We start from the raw sequence: 18,731 nt of genomic DNA, 5'->3' as shown, positions 1-18,731 counted from the left end.
ATTAAGCAAGAACGTCAACTACTGACATTTTCCCTTGAAAATACAAAATTACCCTTTACATAAAAAACTGATTTATTCTAAGGCTGTTATTAATTATTTTATAATCAACGCTTTACGTAAATTATTTTTTTAAATCTTAACATCTCTCTAGAAGCCAATATTCATTTTGTTATGAAAATGTTGGAAATGTCACCATCCTAGCTGAAATAATTCCAGTGAAGCAGATTGTCCAGATACATCATGGCTTTAACCGGCAGTGGTTCAAGCCATAGTATTTTATTGTAGCCCATGTAGAAGACTTGCGGATGACTGACACAAATGACCATCGTAAAGAAAAGGACCAATTTAACCGACCTGTAAGACGCGGTTTTAATTAAAATGTAGCCAGCAATTAATAGGAAGGGAAAGCCATATGCCAATGCTCTGTCAATGTCATGAACGTAGATGCCCGTCGCTAACAATATGCAGAAACCGACCACCAATGCAATGAAAAGCCAGTAATGCTTTGATAAAATAAGGATTAATGCTGCTGCTATCATCAACAACCAAGTTCCTTCAAATGCACCCCAGACGCTGCTTCCCAGTCCGTTCCGGTGCGCATTGGCAAATAGTACGGGTGTTCCAATCGTAGAATAGCTGTGATGTGGAAAATATTGAGTCTGGACGTAAAACCTGATGCTGAAATAAACCAGCCAGGCAACTATAACGGTCAGACTTTCCCTCGCAAAAACCGTTTTGAAAAGGAAAGAAAAACTGAAGTCATTTTTCTCGTAAGCCTTGGTTACCATCCACCAAAGCAGTAGATAACCTCCCGCTACAACCGCTCTTTCGTCTGTAAAAAAAGCGACTTGCAACGACAGAAAAATCGCAATTGGATTTCTGTTTAGCAATGCAAAAAGTAAGAAGAAATACGCAAAACCATCTCCATAACCGTGGACGTCCGCAAATGTCCAAACGCAAACAAAGGTGTTAGCCAATGCAATTACAAAAAGCGCGGTGGTCACCTTATCCTTTGAGATATTATAAATGTATGCTCCTATTTTTTTAAGAAATAATATCCCTAAAATCGCCTGCAAGGCCAGGATCAGCACGATATTGTGATGGGTAAGAAGTGACAATAGTGGCAGCGTCCACCGGAAAATCATGTTTTCCCTCCTCACGTCGTAGTCCATGTCTTTTGGATGCAGGAAGTCCTGGCCTTGGTTTTGGATAAAAACCCAGGCATCAAGTTTGACCCCGTTTTCCCGGAGATGATCAAGAAGAAGTGTGTAAGGTGGGAAGGCCAAAAACAGCGAAAGCGCCAGCGAAAACAGGGTCAGTTTCCATAACCAGTTTTGCCCTGTTAACTTTGATTCAATCCAGTTGATGAGTGTTTTGTAAAAATTCTCTAAAATCATAAACGTTAAGAGGCAAAGCGCTTCAAATATACATCTTTGATTTTACTTCCAGCTAGCCAGGATACGGCTGCCTTCCTCGGTTTCCGTTATGCGTAAATAAGTCTGGATTTCCTGTTGTAAATCCTCAACATGACTAATGATCCCGACAATCCTGTTCTCTTTTCGGAGCGATTTAAGGGTATCAAAGACGGTTTGCAAGGCATTTTTATCCAAAGAGCCAAAACCTTCGTCCAGAAAAAAGAAATTATGTCTGGACTCATTCCGGACATGGATATGATCTGCCAACGCAAGGGCCAATGACAATGCAGCCTGAAATTTCTGGCCTCCTGAAAGTGTTTTGAGTAACCTCATATGTCCTCCGTTCAGTAAGTCCCTCACCCAAAAGCTGTTACTTTCTCCTAATTCCAGATGCAATTGCTGATGGGTCATTTGATGAAAGCGGTGGTTGGCGGCCTGGATAAGGTTTTGCAGATAAATACTTGACGCATAATCCACAAATCCGCTGGAACGGAAAAGCTTGGTTAGATCGTCCAAATGTTCTTTTCTTAACTGCAAAAGGCCTTTTTCTTTGAGTAGCAATGCTTTTTTGGCCAAATCCTCTGCCATTTTTTTAAGGAGTTTGTCCAGTCCCCCCTCTTCCTTTTGCAAGATCTGAAGATTTTGCGACAGCGACTCTTTTGCATTGATCACGACTTGGTGCTTTTCTGCATCGTATTGTTCCTCCGGATTTTCGTTAAGCAAATTTTGCAACTCCCGGCCAGTCGTTTCCAAAGCGAACTTGAATTCATCAATTACTTTTCGCTCCTGATCGGTTTGAAGGTTCTTTGCAAGGATTTCTGCCACCTGGCTTTCTGAATCGAAGCCGAATGCCGCTAACTTTTCATCTAACTTGATTTGCAATTCGGATAAATCCTTTTGATTCGCTTCCAGGGCAGTTTTTAAGGTTGCCTGGCTTCCTGAAAGCATATCTTTTTCCTTTTCCAGCAGATCGGTTTGTTTCTCCGTCTCTTCAAAAAGGCTTATTATTTCTTTATATTTTGTTTTAAGAGAAGTGATCTTTTCAGAGATTTCAGAAACCTGCTGCCCTTCAAAGTCCTGATATCTAACTTTTATTAACTGATTGGTTAGTGTTAAAACTGTATTTTCCAATCGAAGGATCTCGTCTCGCAGCACTTGTAAAGGTTTTTCCACCTTTTCCGTTTTTTCCAGCATTTCGGAATCGATCTTTGCCGAAAGTATTTTCACTGCAGCCTCTCCATTTTTAATGTCTGACTGAATTTTGCTGGTTTCCTCAAATTGCTTTTCAAATCCCTCTCGATCGCCCTTACTATATTGAACCCAAACAAATTCTTTGTCATGGTCTTCCAAACGCCTTTTTGCCTCGACAAATCTTTGCTTAATGCTGGCTTTTTGCCTTTCAAGGTTTTCAATCTGTGTAAAAACTTTTTCAACCGGCGTCTGAGCCTGCCGGATGGCCTTTTCCTGCTGTTCCAACCCGGCAATCTGCTTTTCCAAAATGGTGAGTTCATCAGTGACATTATGATCAGCATGAAGGATAGCCGGATGATGCTCGGCCCCGCAAAGCGGACAAGGTACACCGTCTTCCAGCTCGCCTGCATATCGGTGAAGGGCAAGCCTTGTGTTTATTTGAAGTATTTTTTTGCCAAGTTTTTTTTGATCAATGTCATTGATTATCAGAAAATTCTGAACAGCATTTTGAAACAATTCGGGTGACAGGCTAGCCAGATTAATTGAAAAATTTCGGCTAAGTTCTTCTGCTTTTCTAGTAAGATCTTGTTGCAGCTTCGCAATTTCAGCCTGCAGAGTTTCTGCCTCGGTCTTAATGGATTGCCTTGTTTCAGAAAGGTTGTCCAATGTGGTAAACCAGGACTTAGCAAGACTTAGCTGCTGAAAATCAGCGATTTTACCTTTCAGCAAATCATTCTCAGCCTCATTTTCCAGCTTTTGTTTTTTTAGTAAATCAATGGCTCTTTCTTTTTCGGCGAGGTGTTGTTCCCCTCTGGCAAGTGCTTCTTTGCGTTTGGCGCGGGCAGCATTATTTTCCAGGATCTGCATTACTTTCCCCAATTCGTCCGCAGTATCCAGCAGCTCCTCCCGTTTTTCGTATTGTGGCTTTAACTGGAGCAATGTGCCTTTTTGTTTTTCCAATAAACCTGCCAGCTCAGTAATTCTGACGAGATTAGACTGATATGCAAGCTGGTCCCTGCCTACCGCACTACCAAGGCTTCTTATTTGATCCAAAACTGATCTGAAATGCGCCGAACAGGTTTCGAAAGCTCTTAATTCCTGCTCCCGAATCTGCATAGAAGATCTTTGGCCTTCCAAAACATTCAATTGGCTGCGAAGCTGATGGACTTTCTCAAAAGCCTGTTTTAATTTTAAAAAGTGGCTTTCGAGGGTCGTTTGCACCAGCAACTCCTGACTGACCGTTGTGATCTGCAAACGCACCGACTCGCGCGCTTTTTCCTCTGTTTCAATCATTTCCTGGGTCACCTCACCCAGTCCCAGCAACTGCCCGTCGACGTGGGACAATGCCAGGTCGTTCTGCTTGCTTAACGAACCTACATTGCGGCTTAAATCATACTTTTCCAGCTGGAAAAGTTCTTTCATCATACGCGTCCGCTCTGCATCCCGCAGCTCAATAAATTCCTGAAAACGGCCCTGTGGGATAATGATCGTTCGCCGGAAATTATCATAGCCTAATCCAATAATGCTTTCGGCGGATTCATTCTCCGGGAGCGGTACCCATTGTTCATCCTGCCATATGTACGCCCTCCTGTCAAAAGTCTTGACTTCTTTAAAATTCTTGCTACTGCGCTTTCCTCTTACGGTAAACCGGTAGCGATCGCCATTTTTGCCCGCAACGCATTCGAAGTCAATCAACAAATCATCCGACCTGAGGTTCATCATATTGTAGGTCCGATCATCGCCTGATTTATTCAGTCGTTCAGTGTCTCCATATAAAGCAAAAGTAATGGCTTCAAGAATAGAAGACTTCCCGCTGCCTACCGCCCCAAAAATGCCAAAAAGCGAAGCGTCGGTTAAAGGATCAAAATCAATCTCCTGCTCGGTTTGATAGGAATAGAGGCCTTTAATTTTGAGGTATTTGGGGATCATTGGGGAGCTAATGGGTTTTAGCTATTAGCTGTTAGCTGTTAGCTATTTCTATTTTAAGAATGTTAGTGGCCTAAAACATTAATATGAAGGTTCTGAACAAATTAAAGAAGCTAAAAGCTAACAGCTAATAGCTTTTAGCTTATTTACAACATTCCCAGCAAATCATCCAGATATTCCCTGTTATTACTAAGTCTTGGGACTTTGTTTTGGCCGCCGAGTTTGTGGCGTTTTCCCATCCAGGTGTAAAAGGTGCCTTCGGGAACGAAATGGATCAGTGGCGGTAACAATGCCATGTCCTTATAGCGCTTAGCGTCGTAGTCTGAATTGACTTCCCGCAGTGCGACATCCAGCGCGTTTTCAAATTCATTGTAGTCTTCCGGCGTCTTTGTGAATTCGATAATCCATTCATGACGACCTCTCGAACCATCGCCCATGTAAACAGGGCCCGCGGTATAATTGGTAACCAAAGCATTCGTTTTTTGCGCAGCGACTTTGATAGCATAATCGGCATTCTCCACAATTACTTCCTCGCCAAACGCATTGATAAAGTGCTTGGTACGACCACTTACCTTCAATCGAAACGGATATTTAGAGGTAAATTTGACGGTATCTCCAATCAGGTAACGCCACAAACCTGCATTGGTGGAAATGACCATTGCATAGTTTTTCCCAATTTCCACTTCATCAAGCAGCAACGCCTTTGGATGTTTTTTACCGACTTCCTCAACCGGGATAAATTCATAAAAAATCCCATAATCCAGCATCAGCAACATTTCGCCAACCCGCTGCAAGTCGTCCTGAATTGCAAAAAAACCTTCGGATGCACTATATGTTTCAAGGTATAACACCTGATCGGAAGGGAAATATTTGGTCGTGAAAAGATCGCGGTAAGGCTCAAAAGATACCGCTCCATGAACAAAAACCTCGAAATCAGGCCACACTTCAAGCATATTCTTCTTACCAGTCCTTTCGAGTATTTGATCAAGTAGTACAATTGTCCAGGTCGGAACGCCCAAAATGCTGGTAACATTCTCCTGCGAACAAATGGAAGCCATTTTTTCCAGCTTGCTCTCCCAATGATCCATGAGCGCCACTTCTAATGGAGGCGTACGCATAAACTCGGCCCAGGAAGGAAGATTTTGCATGATCACCGCCGATACATCCCCTACCTGTGTGTAGTCGTCAAAAGGATTTGCGTGTAAAGTTCCACCAATAGAAAGTCCTTTTCCATCAAAAACCCGGGTATCCGGACGGTTATTGATCAGCAATGTCATCATATCCTTACCTCCCTCATAATGACATTCTTCCAAAGCCTCAGGAGAAACGGGTAAAAATTTGCTGCGGGCATTGGTGGTCCCGGAAGATTTGGAAAACCATTCAATCGGAGACGGCCAGAGTACATTGGGCTCGCCCCGCATGACCCGCTCCATATAAGGATAAAGTTCCTCATAGGTCAAGACAGGCACCTGCTCCTGAAACTCTTTGATGGATTTGATCTGTCCGTAATTATAGCGACTTCCCCATTCTGTATACCTGGCCGTTTCAATCAATTCGGAAAATACGCGCTGCTGGGTCTCAATGGGGTATTTCATAAACTGTTCTATCCTTTCGAAGCGTCGCTTCAAAAACCAGACAGTCATATCATTTACCAGTTTCATAAATATCAGTTAGGTAGCAGCGCCAGATGCAAGTCTGTAAAAATAGCAATAAAAATGGTGTAGAAGCAGATCGAAACTGCGTCTACACCATTGGAAAAGTTTTAACTATATCGTAATTACTTATAAAACATGTTACTGCCGCCGGCTTTTTTCACAATAGTAGAAGTGATTTCCTGTGATTCCTCTTCCTGTAAAATTCTGGCCCCCCTAACCTGCCTTGCAATGCGGGTGCCAGTAATCTGAAACAATGCTTCTCCCAGCAACGGATCCTTCGGACTGCCGTAAGGATAAAGGATATTACCCTCAGTTACAGGAAAATCAGGATTAAAACCAGTACTGTAATCTGACTTGCGGTCCTTGTTTAGCGATTTAGAAACAATGGGCTGCAACCCCCATTTGATTCCTTTGTCTTCACCCGTTAATGTCACGGAGCCGACGTTTTTACCCACTGTTTTACTTCCTACCAATTTTACGTCCATATAAGGCTTTAAGCCATTGATCAGCAACTCACTCGCAGAAGCGGAACGCGAAGAAACGAGAAAAAACAACTGGTTCAGATTAGCTCCAATGTTCTGGCTTTTTGATATAAACTTGTCGTAGAAATAGGTTTCCCCGAATTTCTTCCGATTGGTTTCGGTCACCTCATCATTGTATTCTTTATAATAGAAAATATCGTTTGCGGTCGCCTTTGCAATCAGGCTAGCGAGGTTTGTTGCCGAACTCACGTACCCTCCCGGATTGTACCTCAAATCAACAACAAGCGCATTCACATTACGATTTTTGAAAGAGGTAAAAATGTCGTCCAACTTTTTATCATACAATCCGTTTTTCGCCTGATAAGGCTCCGGAATGAATTGATGGTAAACCACATAGCCTATTTTATCGGCACCAAATGTAAAAACTGTATCAAAGAAAACAGGATCTTCCTGCAAGACGATTGGCGTAACTTCTCTTTTTGTCGTGCCTTCTTCCAATATGCCGTCTTTGTCAAGTTTGGCAAGGGTATAAGTCTTTTTATCTTGCGTATTAAGGAGTTGGCTATAATTGGTTCCTGTCAGCTTTTGATCATTTACACTACTAAAAATATCTCCACGTACAAAACCCGATTTGGCAGCAGGCGAATCAGGAATTACATAAAGCACCACTCCAATTACATTGGTGGTGCCGCTCGGGTAATAAGTTAGCTTATATTCCATACCCGGCGTTTTAGATTCACCGCCCAGGGATGCCTGCAATTCATCCGCACTTTCCTGGATCCAGGAAAAACGGTCTCCGTCAGGCCTTAAAGTGGCGTCATATCTATAAAGCAGGGATTCAAAAAAGCTTGCAGGGTCTTTGGAAAGATCGGGCGAAGTTGGGATGTGATCGTTCCAATAGTACCAATACTTCATATTGGCGAGGATCCAGTTGTTCGTCTCCGTCTCGTTTGCGGGATCGACATTTTTATCTTTGCAGGAAGTTAAGAGCGACCCCAGCAGAATGACAGGCAGGAAAAATTTCAGTTTCATAGAGTGTTATTCATTTCCAAAAATACTTCTTCAATAATATCACAAGCCTCATTCATCTGCGCTTCATTAATAACCAGCGGAGGTGCAAAGCGGATTTTATTTCCATGAGTCGGCTTACACAAAAGGCCTTTTTCCATCATCTTGTAACAAAGGTTCATTGCAGTTGCACTTTCCTCGTGATCTTTGATGACAATGGCATTCAAAAGTCCCTTACCTCTAACGATTTCGATCAGCGAACATTGCTTCTGCAAATCAAGCATTCTGGCCCTGAATAAGATCCCCATTGCTTCGGCATTTTCTGCGAGATTTTCGTTTTCCACCACCTGCATTGCTGCAATGGTAACTGCGCATGCCAATGGATTTCCGCCATAGGTTGAGCCATGCTCGCCGGGCGCGATCGTCAGCATAATTTCGTCGTTTGCCAATGCTGCCGAAACCGGAATAGTACCGCCGGAAAGCGCTTTTCCCAAAACCAGAATATCCGGTTTTACACCTTCCCAGTCGCACGCCAGCCGTTTGCCCGTGCGCCCTATGCCCGTTTGGACTTCGTCCGCAATAAAAAGCACATTGTATTGGGTGCATAAATCTCTGACGCCTTTGAGGTAACCCTCTCTTGGAACAACCACACCAGCCTCCCCCTGAATAGGTTCCACCATAAAACCCGCAATGTCGGGATCATTTTTGAATGCATTTTCCAGCGCGTCGAGGTCATCGTAAGGCACGATAGCAAAGCCGGGAAGAAATGGGCCGTAATCATTGGTGCTGGAAGGGTCGGTGGATGCGGATATTGCTGCCAGTGTGCGGCCCCAGAAGTTACCGGACGCAAAAACCATTTTTGCGCGGTCCTGCTGAATGCCTTTTACTTTATAGGCCCATTTCCGGGTAAGTTTCAATGCAGTTTCGCCTGCTTCTACGCCCGCATTCATCAATAATGCCTTATCATAACCAAAATACTCACAGAGAAACTTTTCACATTCTCCCAGACGATCGTTGTAAAAAGCCCTGGAAGTTAATGTCAGTTTTTGGGCCTGCCGGATCATTGCATCAATAATATGCGGATGGCAATGTCCCTGGCTTACGGCACTATATGCCGACAAAAAATCAAAATATTGTTTGCCCTCTACATCCCAGACGTACACGCCCAAACCTCTCTCCAGAACAACTGGCATTGGTTTGTAATTATGCGCGCCATATCGGTATTCCAGCTCCATTGCCTGCTGGGAAGCACCAATGTCCATCGTGTCTGTATAGTTAGGCATCATTGATATCGGAAAAATAAAAGTTCGTATTGCGTATTGTAAAAATAAGGAAAAGCTTCGAGTGATTTTAGCGATCTGTTTTGCTATTCAGCGATTCTCACGTAGCTTTGCAGCATAATCTCAAGGGGTGCCCTACCAAACGGGCTGAGATCATACCCACAAACCTGATCCGGGTAATGCCGGCGTAGGAAGAGAAAGCCAAAACATGTTTGGCTGACCAAATTCAATTTTTATTCAACCTAAGATAGGCGGCCCCTGCCTGTTGTAACATTTTATCGCAATGCGAAACGTTACTGCCTATCTGCTCATGCTGCTCTGCAGTGTCTTGCTGTCCCCTGTTGTTGCCCAAAAAACCATATCTGGTCGGATTACCGACGCGGAAGATGGCAAATCACTGCCCGGCGCTTCCATTAAAGCAGGGGAAGTCCGTGGTACCAATTCAGACCAGGAAGGACAGTTCAATCTTAAAAACATTTCCGAGAACATTACTTCGCTGGATGTTTCCTTCATTGGATATCAATCCGTGAAAATTGAAGTTTCAACAAATCCGATGGAAATCAAGCTTGTAAAAAGCACTTTTCAAGCTGATGAGGTCATTATTAATGCAACCCGGGTCAACGATAAAACTGGGATGGCCTACACCAACGTAACCGCCGCGGCTATTGACAAGCAAAATCTCGGGCAGGATTTGCCAATACTGCTCAACTTTACGCCCTCACTCGTGAGCACAAGTGATGCGGGTGGAGGCGTCGGCTACACAGGTATACGTATTCGTGGTTCGGATGCGACCAGGATCAATGTCACGGTCAATGGGATTCCTTACAATGATGCTGAAAGTCAGGGGGTTTTTTGGGTTAATATGCCTGATTTTGCCTCATCCATGAGCAGTATCCAGGTTCAGCGCGGCGTAGGTACGTCGACGAACGGATCAGGAGCTTTTGGCGCAACGGTCAACATTAACACCAATGCTTTCAGGCAGGAGGCTTATGCAGAGCTCAATAATTCTTTTGGTTCTTTCAATACTTTTAAGAACACCATCAAGCTTGGCTCGGGCTTGATAAAAGAAAAATTCACTTTTGATGCCCGCCTGTCCCGCATTTCGTCGGACGGATATGTCGATCGCGCGTCTTCGGAATTGCATTCCTATTATTTATCCGGCGGGTACTTTGGAAAGAAAAGTTTTGTCCGCGTCAATGTTTTTTCCGGAAATGAGCGTACATATCAATCCTGGAACGGAGTACCGGAAGCAAAGTTAAAAGGCGACCGTGAAGGTATCCTGGGCTACATTGGACGAAACGGATTGGGGGAAAAAGATGCGGATAATCTGCTTAATTCAGGCGATAGGACCTTTAATTCCTACACTTACAAAGACGAAGTTGATAACTATCGGCAGGACCATTACCAGATCGTTTCGTCTCATAACCTGAGCGATAAATGGACTTTCAATCTAAATGGTTTTCTGGTGCGCGGACTTGGTTATTATGAGCAGTATCGTTCGCAGGATAATTACAGCAGTTATGATCTGCCCAATGTCGTTATTGGTAATGATACTCTCGCGCAGACTGATCTAATCCGCCGCCGCTGGCTTGATAATTACTTTTATGGCTCCACTTTTTCATTGGATTTCAACAATTTCAAAAAGCTGACTGCCAGCATTGGTGGCGGCTGGAATAAGTATGACGGTGATCATTACGGCCGAATTATTTGGGCCAGAAATGCAGGCAGCATTGAAACGGACCATCAATATTATTACAGCAAAGGCATCAAAAAGGATTTCAATATTTACGGAAAGCTGTACTATCAGTTTAAACCCAAACTGAATGCATTCGCCGATTTTCAATACCGGAATGTGAGCCACAATATTGCTGGTACAGATAATGATCTGGTCCAGCTAGCGTATGATCAGTCTTACAATTTTGTAAATCCAAAGGCTGGACTTACTTATCAGTTGTCGGATCGCAGTTCGGCATATGCATCTTACAGCATCGGAAACCGGGAGCCAAACCGGGATGATTTTACTTCATCCACAGCGGGGTTATTTCCGAAAAGCGAGCGCATGCAGAACGTAGAAGCTGGTTTCAGGGCACAAACCGGGAAATGGGCATTGTCGGCCAATTATTACCTGATGAGCTACAAAAATCAGCTTGTGCTAACCGGCCAGATCAACGATGTAGGAAATTCTATCCGGGTAAATGTTCCAAAAAGTTATCGGACAGGTATTGAGTTGGAAGCAGCTACCGCTTTGAACAAATTCATTAAATGGAATGTAAATGCCACTTTTAGCAAAAACAAGATTGATAACTTCACTGAGTATGTGGTGAATTATGATGACGGCGGCTATAACACCGTAAATCATGGCAAGTCAGATATTTCATTTTCTCCAAATGTGATTGCAGGAAGTCAGCTTACTTATATCATCGATAAAAATCTCGAACTGGCCCTTCTTACCAAATATGTCGGAAAACAGTTTCTTGACAATACTTCAACGGAAACCCGAAAACTGGACGCCTATTTTACCAATGATATCCGTCTCTCCTGGACCATTAAACCAACCTGGGCAAAGGAAATCGTATTTAACTTATTGATTAATAATGTTTTCAACGAAAGCTACGAATCCAATGGCTACACCTTCGGCTACTTCGCCGGAGGCGCTTTAACGCAAGAAAACTTCTACTTCCCGCAAGCCGGAACAAACTTCCTGGTCGGGCTGAATTTTAGGTTTTGATATAAATAGGTCTAAAAGGAATTCTTACCTTGCTTCAAAGATTTACAAAGTCTTTGAAGCAATTTTTTTTTTCACACACAACCCACAATTTATGACCTCCACGAATCAGGATATCTTTGGAATTGGTTCAGGCATTTATACAATCCCTGACGTTTCCATCATTTTAGGCCTTCCCCCCGCCAAAGTTCGGAGATGGCTAAATGAGTACTGGAACGCCCAATTTGGTGGGTCTGACAAAATCTTTTCGGAAGGCTTAGGAAAGAGTTTGACAACAAATTTTTTCACGCTCATTGAGTTTTTTACCTTTTATCAGTTGAGAGAAGAAGGGGTATCTACGCAAAAAATCGTAAAGGCCCATAAAATCTTAGAAGAAGTTCTTGGAACAAAATATCCGTTCGCCAAATCGAATATTCTTACCGACGGAAAACAAATTTTATTTACTGGTCAAATTGGAGAAATCATCAGGGCGGACGAAACATTGCAAATTACAATCAAGCATGTTTTTGAGCCATTTTGCAAGAAAATTGATTTTAATAGTCACGATTTGGCTGAAAGGTTGTATCCAATGGGAAAAGATCATGCTATTATCATTGACCCTAAAAGACAATTTGGTCAACCTTTAATCGGCACAACCAACATTCTCGCTGAGACTGTTTACGGCTTGTTCCAAGGCGGCGAATCGATTGAAGTCATCGTCCGCCTTTACGATTTGTCGATAGCTGAGGTAAAAGACGCGATTAACTTCTACCAAAATGCCGCATGACGAAAATTTATATCGATGAAAACATTTCACCTCATATCGCTTCCGGAATAAATAAACTTGAAAAACCTACAGGTGAAGGTTTTGAAATAGTATCCATTGAAAGTGTTTTTGGAAAAGGGGCTTTGGACGAAGACTGGTTACCAAAAATTGGCGCAGAAGGAGCCGTTGTCATCACACAGGATCTTAATATTCACAGAACCAGGCGTCAAAGAGAATTATTTGAAGAACATCAGGTCGGCGTTTTCTTTTTATGCCCACCCTCCAAGAATGGCTATCAGTATTGGGAAATGGTCGAGCAGATTGTTAAAAGGTGGCGCGAAATAAAAAAGCTTTGCAAAGAAAACAAACCTTTCGCATTTCGGTGCACCTCCAGAAGTAATGTATTTGAGAGATGGTAATCCATCCTCTTACAGTTACCTTTGCCGCATGAATTTGAAAAATGACCTTTTATTACGTGCGGCGAGGGGAGAGAAGACGGAGCGGACGCCTGTTTGGATGATGCGGCAAGCCGGAAGAATTTTGCCTGAATACAGGGCGGTTAGGGAAAAAGCCGGAAGCTTTATAACATTGGCAACAACCCCTGAAATGGCTGCCGAAGTGACATTGCAACCTGTTGATATCCTCGGCGTAGATGCAGCCATAATATTCTCCGATATCCTGGTTATCCCCGAAGCAATGGGACTACCTTATGAGATGATCGAGCAGCGCGGACCGGTTTTTCCAAAAACTATCCATACAACCCAGGAACTGGATAAATTACACGTCGCAGAGCCGGAAACGGATTTAAAATATGTGCTGGATGCGATTAAACTGACCAAACAAGGACTAGGCGGCCGTGTTCCGCTGATTGGGTTTGCTGGTGCGCCTTTTACCATTTTCTGTTATATGACGGAAGGAAAAGGCTCTAAGACGTTTTCTATTGCAAAAAGACATTTGTATGCTGATCCGGAATTTTCGCATTTGTTACTCCAAAAAATAACCGACAGTACCATTGCCTATTTCAAAGCGCAGATCACTGCCGGTGCTGATCTTGTTCAAATATTCGATTCCTGGGCAGGTATCCTTTCGCCGGAACAATATAAAATATTCTCATTGCCCTACATCAAGCAGATCTGCGATGCAATCAGCGAAGTACCTGTGACGGTTTTTGCAAAAGGCGCTTTCTTTGCCAGGCAGGAAATCGGGGAGCTTAATTGCTCCGTAGTTGGTCTCGACTGGAATATGGACATCGCCGAATCCCGCCAACTAATCCCTGAAAAAACGTTGCAGGGAAATCTGGACCCCTGTGTATTGTACGCATCTTACGATCAGATACGGATTGAGGTGAAAAATATGCTCCACCAGTTTGGCACACAGCATTACATTGCTAATCTGGGACATGGAGTATATCCTGATACAGACCCTGACAAAGTCCGTTGTTTCATTGAAGCAGTCAAAGAATTTTCCTGCTAGCTCGTTCCATTATGTTCCTTTCAAAATCAAAATGCGTTTTCCTGGATCGGGATGGAGTACTTAATGAAGATTGCCCGGATTATGTCTATCATTTGGAAGACCTGATTATTCCGGAGGGAGTAGTTGAAGCATTGAGAATGTTAAAGGAAGCCGGGTATTTATTGATTGTGATCACCAACCAGGCTGGAATTGCAAAGGGGTTATATACTGACAATCAGGTTTATGCCATTCATCAAGAGATGCAGAAGGTATCTGGCAATGCGCTGGATGACCTTTATTTCTCCCCTTATCATCCGCAATATTCCGGGGCATCGTTATCCAGAAAGCCTGGTTCACTCATGCTGGAAAAGGCGGCCGCTAAATATAACATTGATTTCAAACAATCCTGGATGATCGGAGACCGGGAGGGAGATATGCAGGCAGGAAAAAAAGCGGGGGTCAGAACAATTCACATTGTTCCTGATACTGAGCTTTCGAAAGGCGATTTTTTCGCAGCCAATTTATTAGAAGCTGCCAAAATAATATTGAGTAATATTAATTAAGCCTTAACCGAAGGTGCGGGCTGCGTTTTTTGAACTGAGCCGTATGCAGGGCAGGCATGTTTGGTGCAAGAAGCTGCGGCGAGGGTTCCGCAAATGGCAAGAAGAAATATGAGCTTTTTCATTTTTCTGTTCGTATAAGATTTTGTCACCGCAAAAATATAAAAATAAATTCTTTGAATGAGTGTTTCAGCAGAACTAATAACGAACTCATTCAAAGAACTTTATAAGCAATATCAAATTTTTGTTTCTGCCAGCTCTTCTTCAGCTTCCACCGGCTCGCCTGCTTTTTTCTTTTTACTTTCGGCTGCTACGAAAGGTTCGTCTTTAAAACCAAGGATTTTCAGCATGGTATCACTGTTCTGTTCTTCCGCAAAAACACGGGTTGTAAGGCGTCCCTCCTCGTCCCTATCCACCAGCACATGCTTTGGCGCCGGTATCAGACAATGTTGAATGCCACCATATCCGCCCAATGACTCCTGGTAAGCTCCCGTATGAAAAAATCCAATGTATTGCTTTTCCGAGTCTTCCTCGAAAATAGGCATGTACAAATCGGCGCTGTGCATCTCACTATTATAAAAGTCCTGGGAATCACATGTTAAGCCGCCGAGGTTAACTTTCTGATAAGGACTATCCCAATTATTGATCGGAAGCATGATGTATTTCTGGTTCATGCCCCAGGAATCAGGAAGCTGAGTGATAAAGGATCCATTGATCATATACCATAACTCCTTGTCATTCTGCAACTTCTTATCAATGATCTCATAAATTACCGCTCCGCTTTCTCCGACGGTATAGCTGCCAAATTCTGTAAAAATATGGGGAACCGGAACATTATTCTTGTTGCAGATCCATTGGATATTTTCAATGATTTCATCGATCATCTGCTGGTAATCAAAACCAGTTTGCAGCGAAGTCTGTATTGGAAGACCGCCACCTATATCGATCGAATCAAGCTCCGGACAAATTTTCTGCATTTCGCAGTACTTAAACATAAACCGGGTAAGCTCGCTCCAATAATAAGCACTGTCCTTTATCCCAGTATTGATGAAGAAGTGCAACATTTTGAGTTTAAACCGTGGATTTGGTTCAATCTTCTCTTTGTAAAGCTGTTGTACATCATTATAACGAATACCCAAACGAGAAGTATAGAAGGCAAAATTCGGTTCCTCATCCGTTGCGATACGCATCGCAAAATTGACCGTGTCTGCGGTGACCTGTTGCTCGTAAGATTCAATTTCCTTCAGGTTGTCCAGGATGGGGATCACATTGAAGCCTTCGTTAATCAACTCACTTAAATATTGCGTATAACGGGGAAGCTTGTAACCATTAGCCAGAATAAAAGTTGATTTATTAACCTTTCCTCTGCGATACAATTCACGGATGATAGGAATATCGAAAGAGGAAGAAGTTTCGAGATGTATATTATGTTTTAGTGCTTCTTCCAATACAAAACTGAAATGTGAAGACTTTGTGCAATAGCAATAGGTATAGGTGCCCTTGTAGTTATGCCTTTTGAAAGCATTCCGGAAAAACATATTCGCATTGTAAATATGCTCGCCGATCTTTGGTAAATAGTTTAATTTCAGAGGTGTACCATGTTCTTTGATGATGTCCATCAACGGTACATTGTTGAACAGCAATTCATTATTGTCAACATTAAATTCCATGGTAGGAAACTCGAACGTCTGCTGAATCAGGTCAATGTAGCTGCTTTTCATTGATTTATTGGTCTCGATGGCAATAAGTGAATTATGAGTTACGAAAAGAACGAAACGACCCGAAATTTGGGCACAATATGCGTTATTTCCAAACACGGTCTGTTACTAAATCATTCCCGTTTCGTATTGATTGATCGGCTGTTTTGGCAAGTTCATACCATAAATAGTCCGTTTGATAATCTTTTTGTTGACCACTCACCGTCGCCATCCCTACTTTTAGGTTTGATCATGTAGCGAAAATGATCCGGTTAGTTACACATCCGATACTTTAATACCACACTTTTCAAATACTATATCTTTAAATTATACTATTCATGTTTCGAGTGATTACAATTGCCATGTGGAGTGTTCATTAGTGTTTTGACTCGCAAGAAAGCCTATACAAAGTGGGATTAGGGAATAAAAGTTTGATATACAATACATTATAATAACACTTGCTTTAACTGATTCTGTATTTCTGTTAGCAATCCAAACGCTTTTCAGAAAACTTTAAACATTTTCATAGTTTTCTTAGTTTTTATCATTCGAATATTTCAAATTTGCCACGTGAAAGATCGAATTATAAAATCAGCATGTAATCTGTTTTGGCGCTATGGAATCAAAAGCGTCACAATGGATGATATTGCCAAGGATTTGGGTATATCAAAAAGGACAATTTATCAGCATTATTCAGACAAGGAAGCGATTCTCGCGCTCGTAATTCAAGACGAGATTAAATCGCAGAAATGCGAAATGCAAAAGTTGGATGAGCAGGCCTCCAATCCCATTGAACAGATGATGTATTCATCAACACAGATGCGGGACACACTTTCGAATATGAATCCTACCCTTTTATATGATCTCAAAAAATATTATCCGTCGGCCTGGGAATTGTTCCAAACTTATAAACATGAATATGTTCTTAAAAGCATCCGTGACAACCTGATCCAGGGAATTGAGCTTGGCCTTTATAGACAAGACATTGACGTTGAGGTACTTTGCCTTCTACGGATTGAACAAGTGGTAATGGCGTTTGACCCGAATATTTTTCCGCCTAAAAAGTTTGACATGATGCGGACCCAGATGCAATTCCTTCTTCACTTTTTGAGGGGAATTCTGTCAGAAAAAGGATTTGAATACTATAACACCATAAAAGATAAATCAGCATTTGAAATCAATATCCATGAAAAATGACCAAATCTTTCGCAGCGGCTTATTACTGCTGGCGATTTTACTCAGTTTCGCCCCCTTAAGAGCGCAAGACGGCAGTTTCTCATTAGACCAAGCCGTAGATTATGCTATAAAACACAATTTGAATATCAAAAACTCGCAACTGGATGCTAATTCAGCCGAAGCGCGTATTGGAGAGATCAGGGCAGCAGGTTTGCCTCAGATTAATGGTAATTTCACATTTACCGATAACCTGATTATTCAGCGTTTCTTCCTTCCAGCCAACTTTGCCGATCCAAATGCGCCAGCAGATGCTCCGCCTGTGGCCGTCAAATTCGGGGTACAATACCAGGGTTCTGCATCTGGAACATTAAGCCAATTAATTTTTAATGGTTCCTATTTTATTGGTTTGAAAGCAGCGGCTACCTATCGCGAACTGGCACAGAAGAACATTACATCTTCCAAAGTGTCCGTTGCCGAAGCAGTAACGAAGGCATATTATTCTGCGCAAGTAGCGGAAGAACGCGCCAAGTTGCTTGATCTCAATATCAGTCGTGTAGATTCGCTGATGATCGAGACAAAGGCCATGAATGTTGCTGGCTTTGTAGAGTTATTGGACGTCAACCGGATTGAAGTGCAGATTAATAACCTGCAAACCGAGCGTCAGAAGGTGCAAAACCTGATCGACCTAAGCTATGCCCTACTTAAATACCAAATGGCAATGCCTCCGGACGAGCCGATCAAACTTACGGACGATATCAATTCTGTGAACATCGATTCACTTAAAACCGCAACCGCACAACTAGGTACGTCTTACGAAAGCCGAATCGAATATTCGCTATTGAATACCCAGGGAAAATTGGCAGACCTGGATCTCAGAAACATCAGGGCAGGATATTTACCAAATGTTTCGGCATCGTTGGGCTACGGTCATAACAATGGACGCGATAGTTTCGCCGATTTGTTCGGATCCAAATGGTTTAATAATTCGGTCCTGACGGTCACAATTAACGTTCCGATTTTTGATGGCTTTACCAAAAAATACCAGATAGAACAGAAGAAAATCGCGATTGACAAAGTGAAAAATAGTCAGACGCTCCTGAAACAATCCATAGATCTGGAAACCAATCAGGCTGGCATTACCATCAAAAACGCATTCGCAACGCTCGAAACGCAAAAACGCAATCTTGATCTTGCCCAGGAAATCGTCCGCGTCTCGAAAATCAAATACAAAGAAGGCGTAGGTTCCAACATCGAGGTGATCAATGCCGAATCTTCGTTCAAGGAAGCCCAGACCAATTATTTCACGGCACTTTACGATCTGATGATTGCGAAAGTGGACCTAAGCAGGGCAAGAGGAGAACTCTATACCGATACCGAAAAATGAAATCAACACGAAAACAAAACTTCAAACAGCTACTT

The 18,731-nt window shown here is 42.6% G+C and carries 14 protein-coding genes and 1 riboswitch; of the genes, 7 read left to right on the top strand and 7 right to left on the bottom strand.

Annotated features, from left to right (window positions below):
• Positions 1-197: 197 nt before the first annotated feature.
• The 5 genes from FHS68_RS01845 to rocD all read right to left on the bottom strand — a co-directional run bounded on the left by FHS68_RS01845 (position 198) and on the right by rocD (position 8,960).
• Positions 198-1,397 (bottom strand): hypothetical protein, encoded by a 1,200-nt coding sequence (locus FHS68_RS01845; RefSeq protein WP_167266725.1) that lies wholly within the window; start codon positions 1,395-1,397, stop codon positions 198-200.
• Positions 1,398-1,439: 42 nt separating this feature from the next.
• Complete coding sequence (locus FHS68_RS01840) at positions 1,440-4,535, bottom strand: AAA family ATPase (RefSeq protein WP_167266723.1); 3,096 nt, start codon at positions 4,533-4,535, stop codon at positions 1,440-1,442.
• A 143-nt stretch (positions 4,536-4,678) separates the two neighbouring features.
• Entirely contained in the window at positions 4,679-6,193 is a 1,515-nt protein-coding gene (locus FHS68_RS01835; RefSeq protein ID WP_167266720.1) for a GH3 auxin-responsive promoter family protein, read from the bottom strand.
• A 116-nt stretch (positions 6,194-6,309) separates the two neighbouring features.
• Complete coding sequence (locus FHS68_RS01830; RefSeq protein WP_167266718.1) at positions 6,310-7,701, bottom strand: S41 family peptidase; 1,392 nt, start codon at positions 7,699-7,701, stop codon at positions 6,310-6,312.
• A complete protein-coding gene (gene rocD, locus FHS68_RS01825) occupies positions 7,698-8,960 on the bottom strand; it encodes an ornithine--oxo-acid transaminase (RefSeq protein WP_167268676.1) in 1,263 nt (420 codons plus the stop codon). The genes FHS68_RS01830 and rocD overlap by 4 nt, the downstream gene beginning before the upstream one ends.
• 113 nt (positions 8,961-9,073) lie before the next feature.
• Positions 9,074-9,167: riboswitch (TPP riboswitch) on the top strand.
• Positions 9,168-9,240: 73 nt separating this feature from the next.
• On the opposite strand from rocD, the gene FHS68_RS01820 reads away from it, so the two are divergent.
• The 5 genes from FHS68_RS01820 (at position 9,241) to FHS68_RS01800 (ending at position 14,442) form a co-directional block, all read left to right on the top strand.
• Complete coding sequence (locus FHS68_RS01820) at positions 9,241-11,685, top strand: TonB-dependent receptor (protein WP_167266716.1); 2,445 nt, start codon at positions 9,241-9,243, stop codon at positions 11,683-11,685.
• A 91-nt stretch (positions 11,686-11,776) separates the two neighbouring features.
• Positions 11,777-12,448 carry a DUF433 domain-containing protein gene (locus tag FHS68_RS01815; RefSeq protein WP_167266713.1) on the top strand — a complete coding sequence of 224 codons (672 nt, stop codon included), beginning with the start codon at positions 11,777-11,779 and terminating at the stop codon, positions 12,446-12,448.
• Positions 12,445-12,846, top strand: a complete 402-nt coding sequence (locus tag FHS68_RS01810) for a PIN-like domain-containing protein (protein WP_167266712.1) — start codon at positions 12,445-12,447, stop codon at positions 12,844-12,846. The genes FHS68_RS01815 and FHS68_RS01810 overlap by 4 nt, the downstream gene beginning before the upstream one ends.
• 28 nt (positions 12,847-12,874) lie before the next feature.
• Positions 12,875-13,900, top strand: a complete 1,026-nt coding sequence (gene hemE, locus FHS68_RS01805) for a uroporphyrinogen decarboxylase (protein WP_167266709.1) — start codon at positions 12,875-12,877, stop codon at positions 13,898-13,900.
• Between the two features lie 11 nt (positions 13,901-13,911).
• Entirely contained in the window at positions 13,912-14,442 is a 531-nt protein-coding gene (locus FHS68_RS01800) for a D-glycero-alpha-D-manno-heptose-1,7-bisphosphate 7-phosphatase (protein ID WP_167266707.1), read from the top strand.
• Here the strand turns inward: FHS68_RS01800 and FHS68_RS26525 are convergent.
• Positions 14,439-14,564, bottom strand: coding sequence for a hypothetical protein (locus FHS68_RS26525; RefSeq protein WP_262889567.1), 126 nt, complete (start codon positions 14,562-14,564; stop codon positions 14,439-14,441). The genes FHS68_RS01800 and FHS68_RS26525 overlap by 4 nt on opposite strands.
• Positions 14,565-14,675: 111 nt before the next feature.
• A complete protein-coding gene (locus FHS68_RS01795; protein ID WP_167266706.1) occupies positions 14,676-16,160 on the bottom strand; it encodes a type III PLP-dependent enzyme domain-containing protein in 1,485 nt (494 codons plus the stop codon).
• 612 nt (positions 16,161-16,772) lie between these two features.
• Here FHS68_RS01795 and FHS68_RS01790 point away from each other — a divergent pair.
• Both FHS68_RS01790 and FHS68_RS01785 read left to right on the top strand, forming a co-directional pair.
• Entirely contained in the window at positions 16,773-17,333 is a 561-nt protein-coding gene (locus FHS68_RS01790; RefSeq protein ID WP_229211740.1) for a TetR/AcrR family transcriptional regulator, read from the top strand.
• The gene (locus FHS68_RS01785) at positions 17,323-18,696 is read left to right on the top strand and encodes a TolC family protein (protein ID WP_167266701.1); all 1,374 of its coding nucleotides are present in this window, start codon (positions 17,323-17,325) and stop codon (positions 18,694-18,696) included. Before FHS68_RS01790 ends, FHS68_RS01785 begins: the two co-directional genes overlap by 11 nt.
• Positions 18,697-18,731: the final 35 nt, after the last annotated feature.

The organism is Dyadobacter arcticus, from assembly GCF_011762185.1.
Taxonomy (GTDB): Bacteria; Bacteroidota; Bacteroidia; order Cytophagales; family Spirosomataceae; genus Dyadobacter; species Dyadobacter arcticus.
This window is presented reverse-complemented; position numbering and strand designations above follow the sequence as displayed.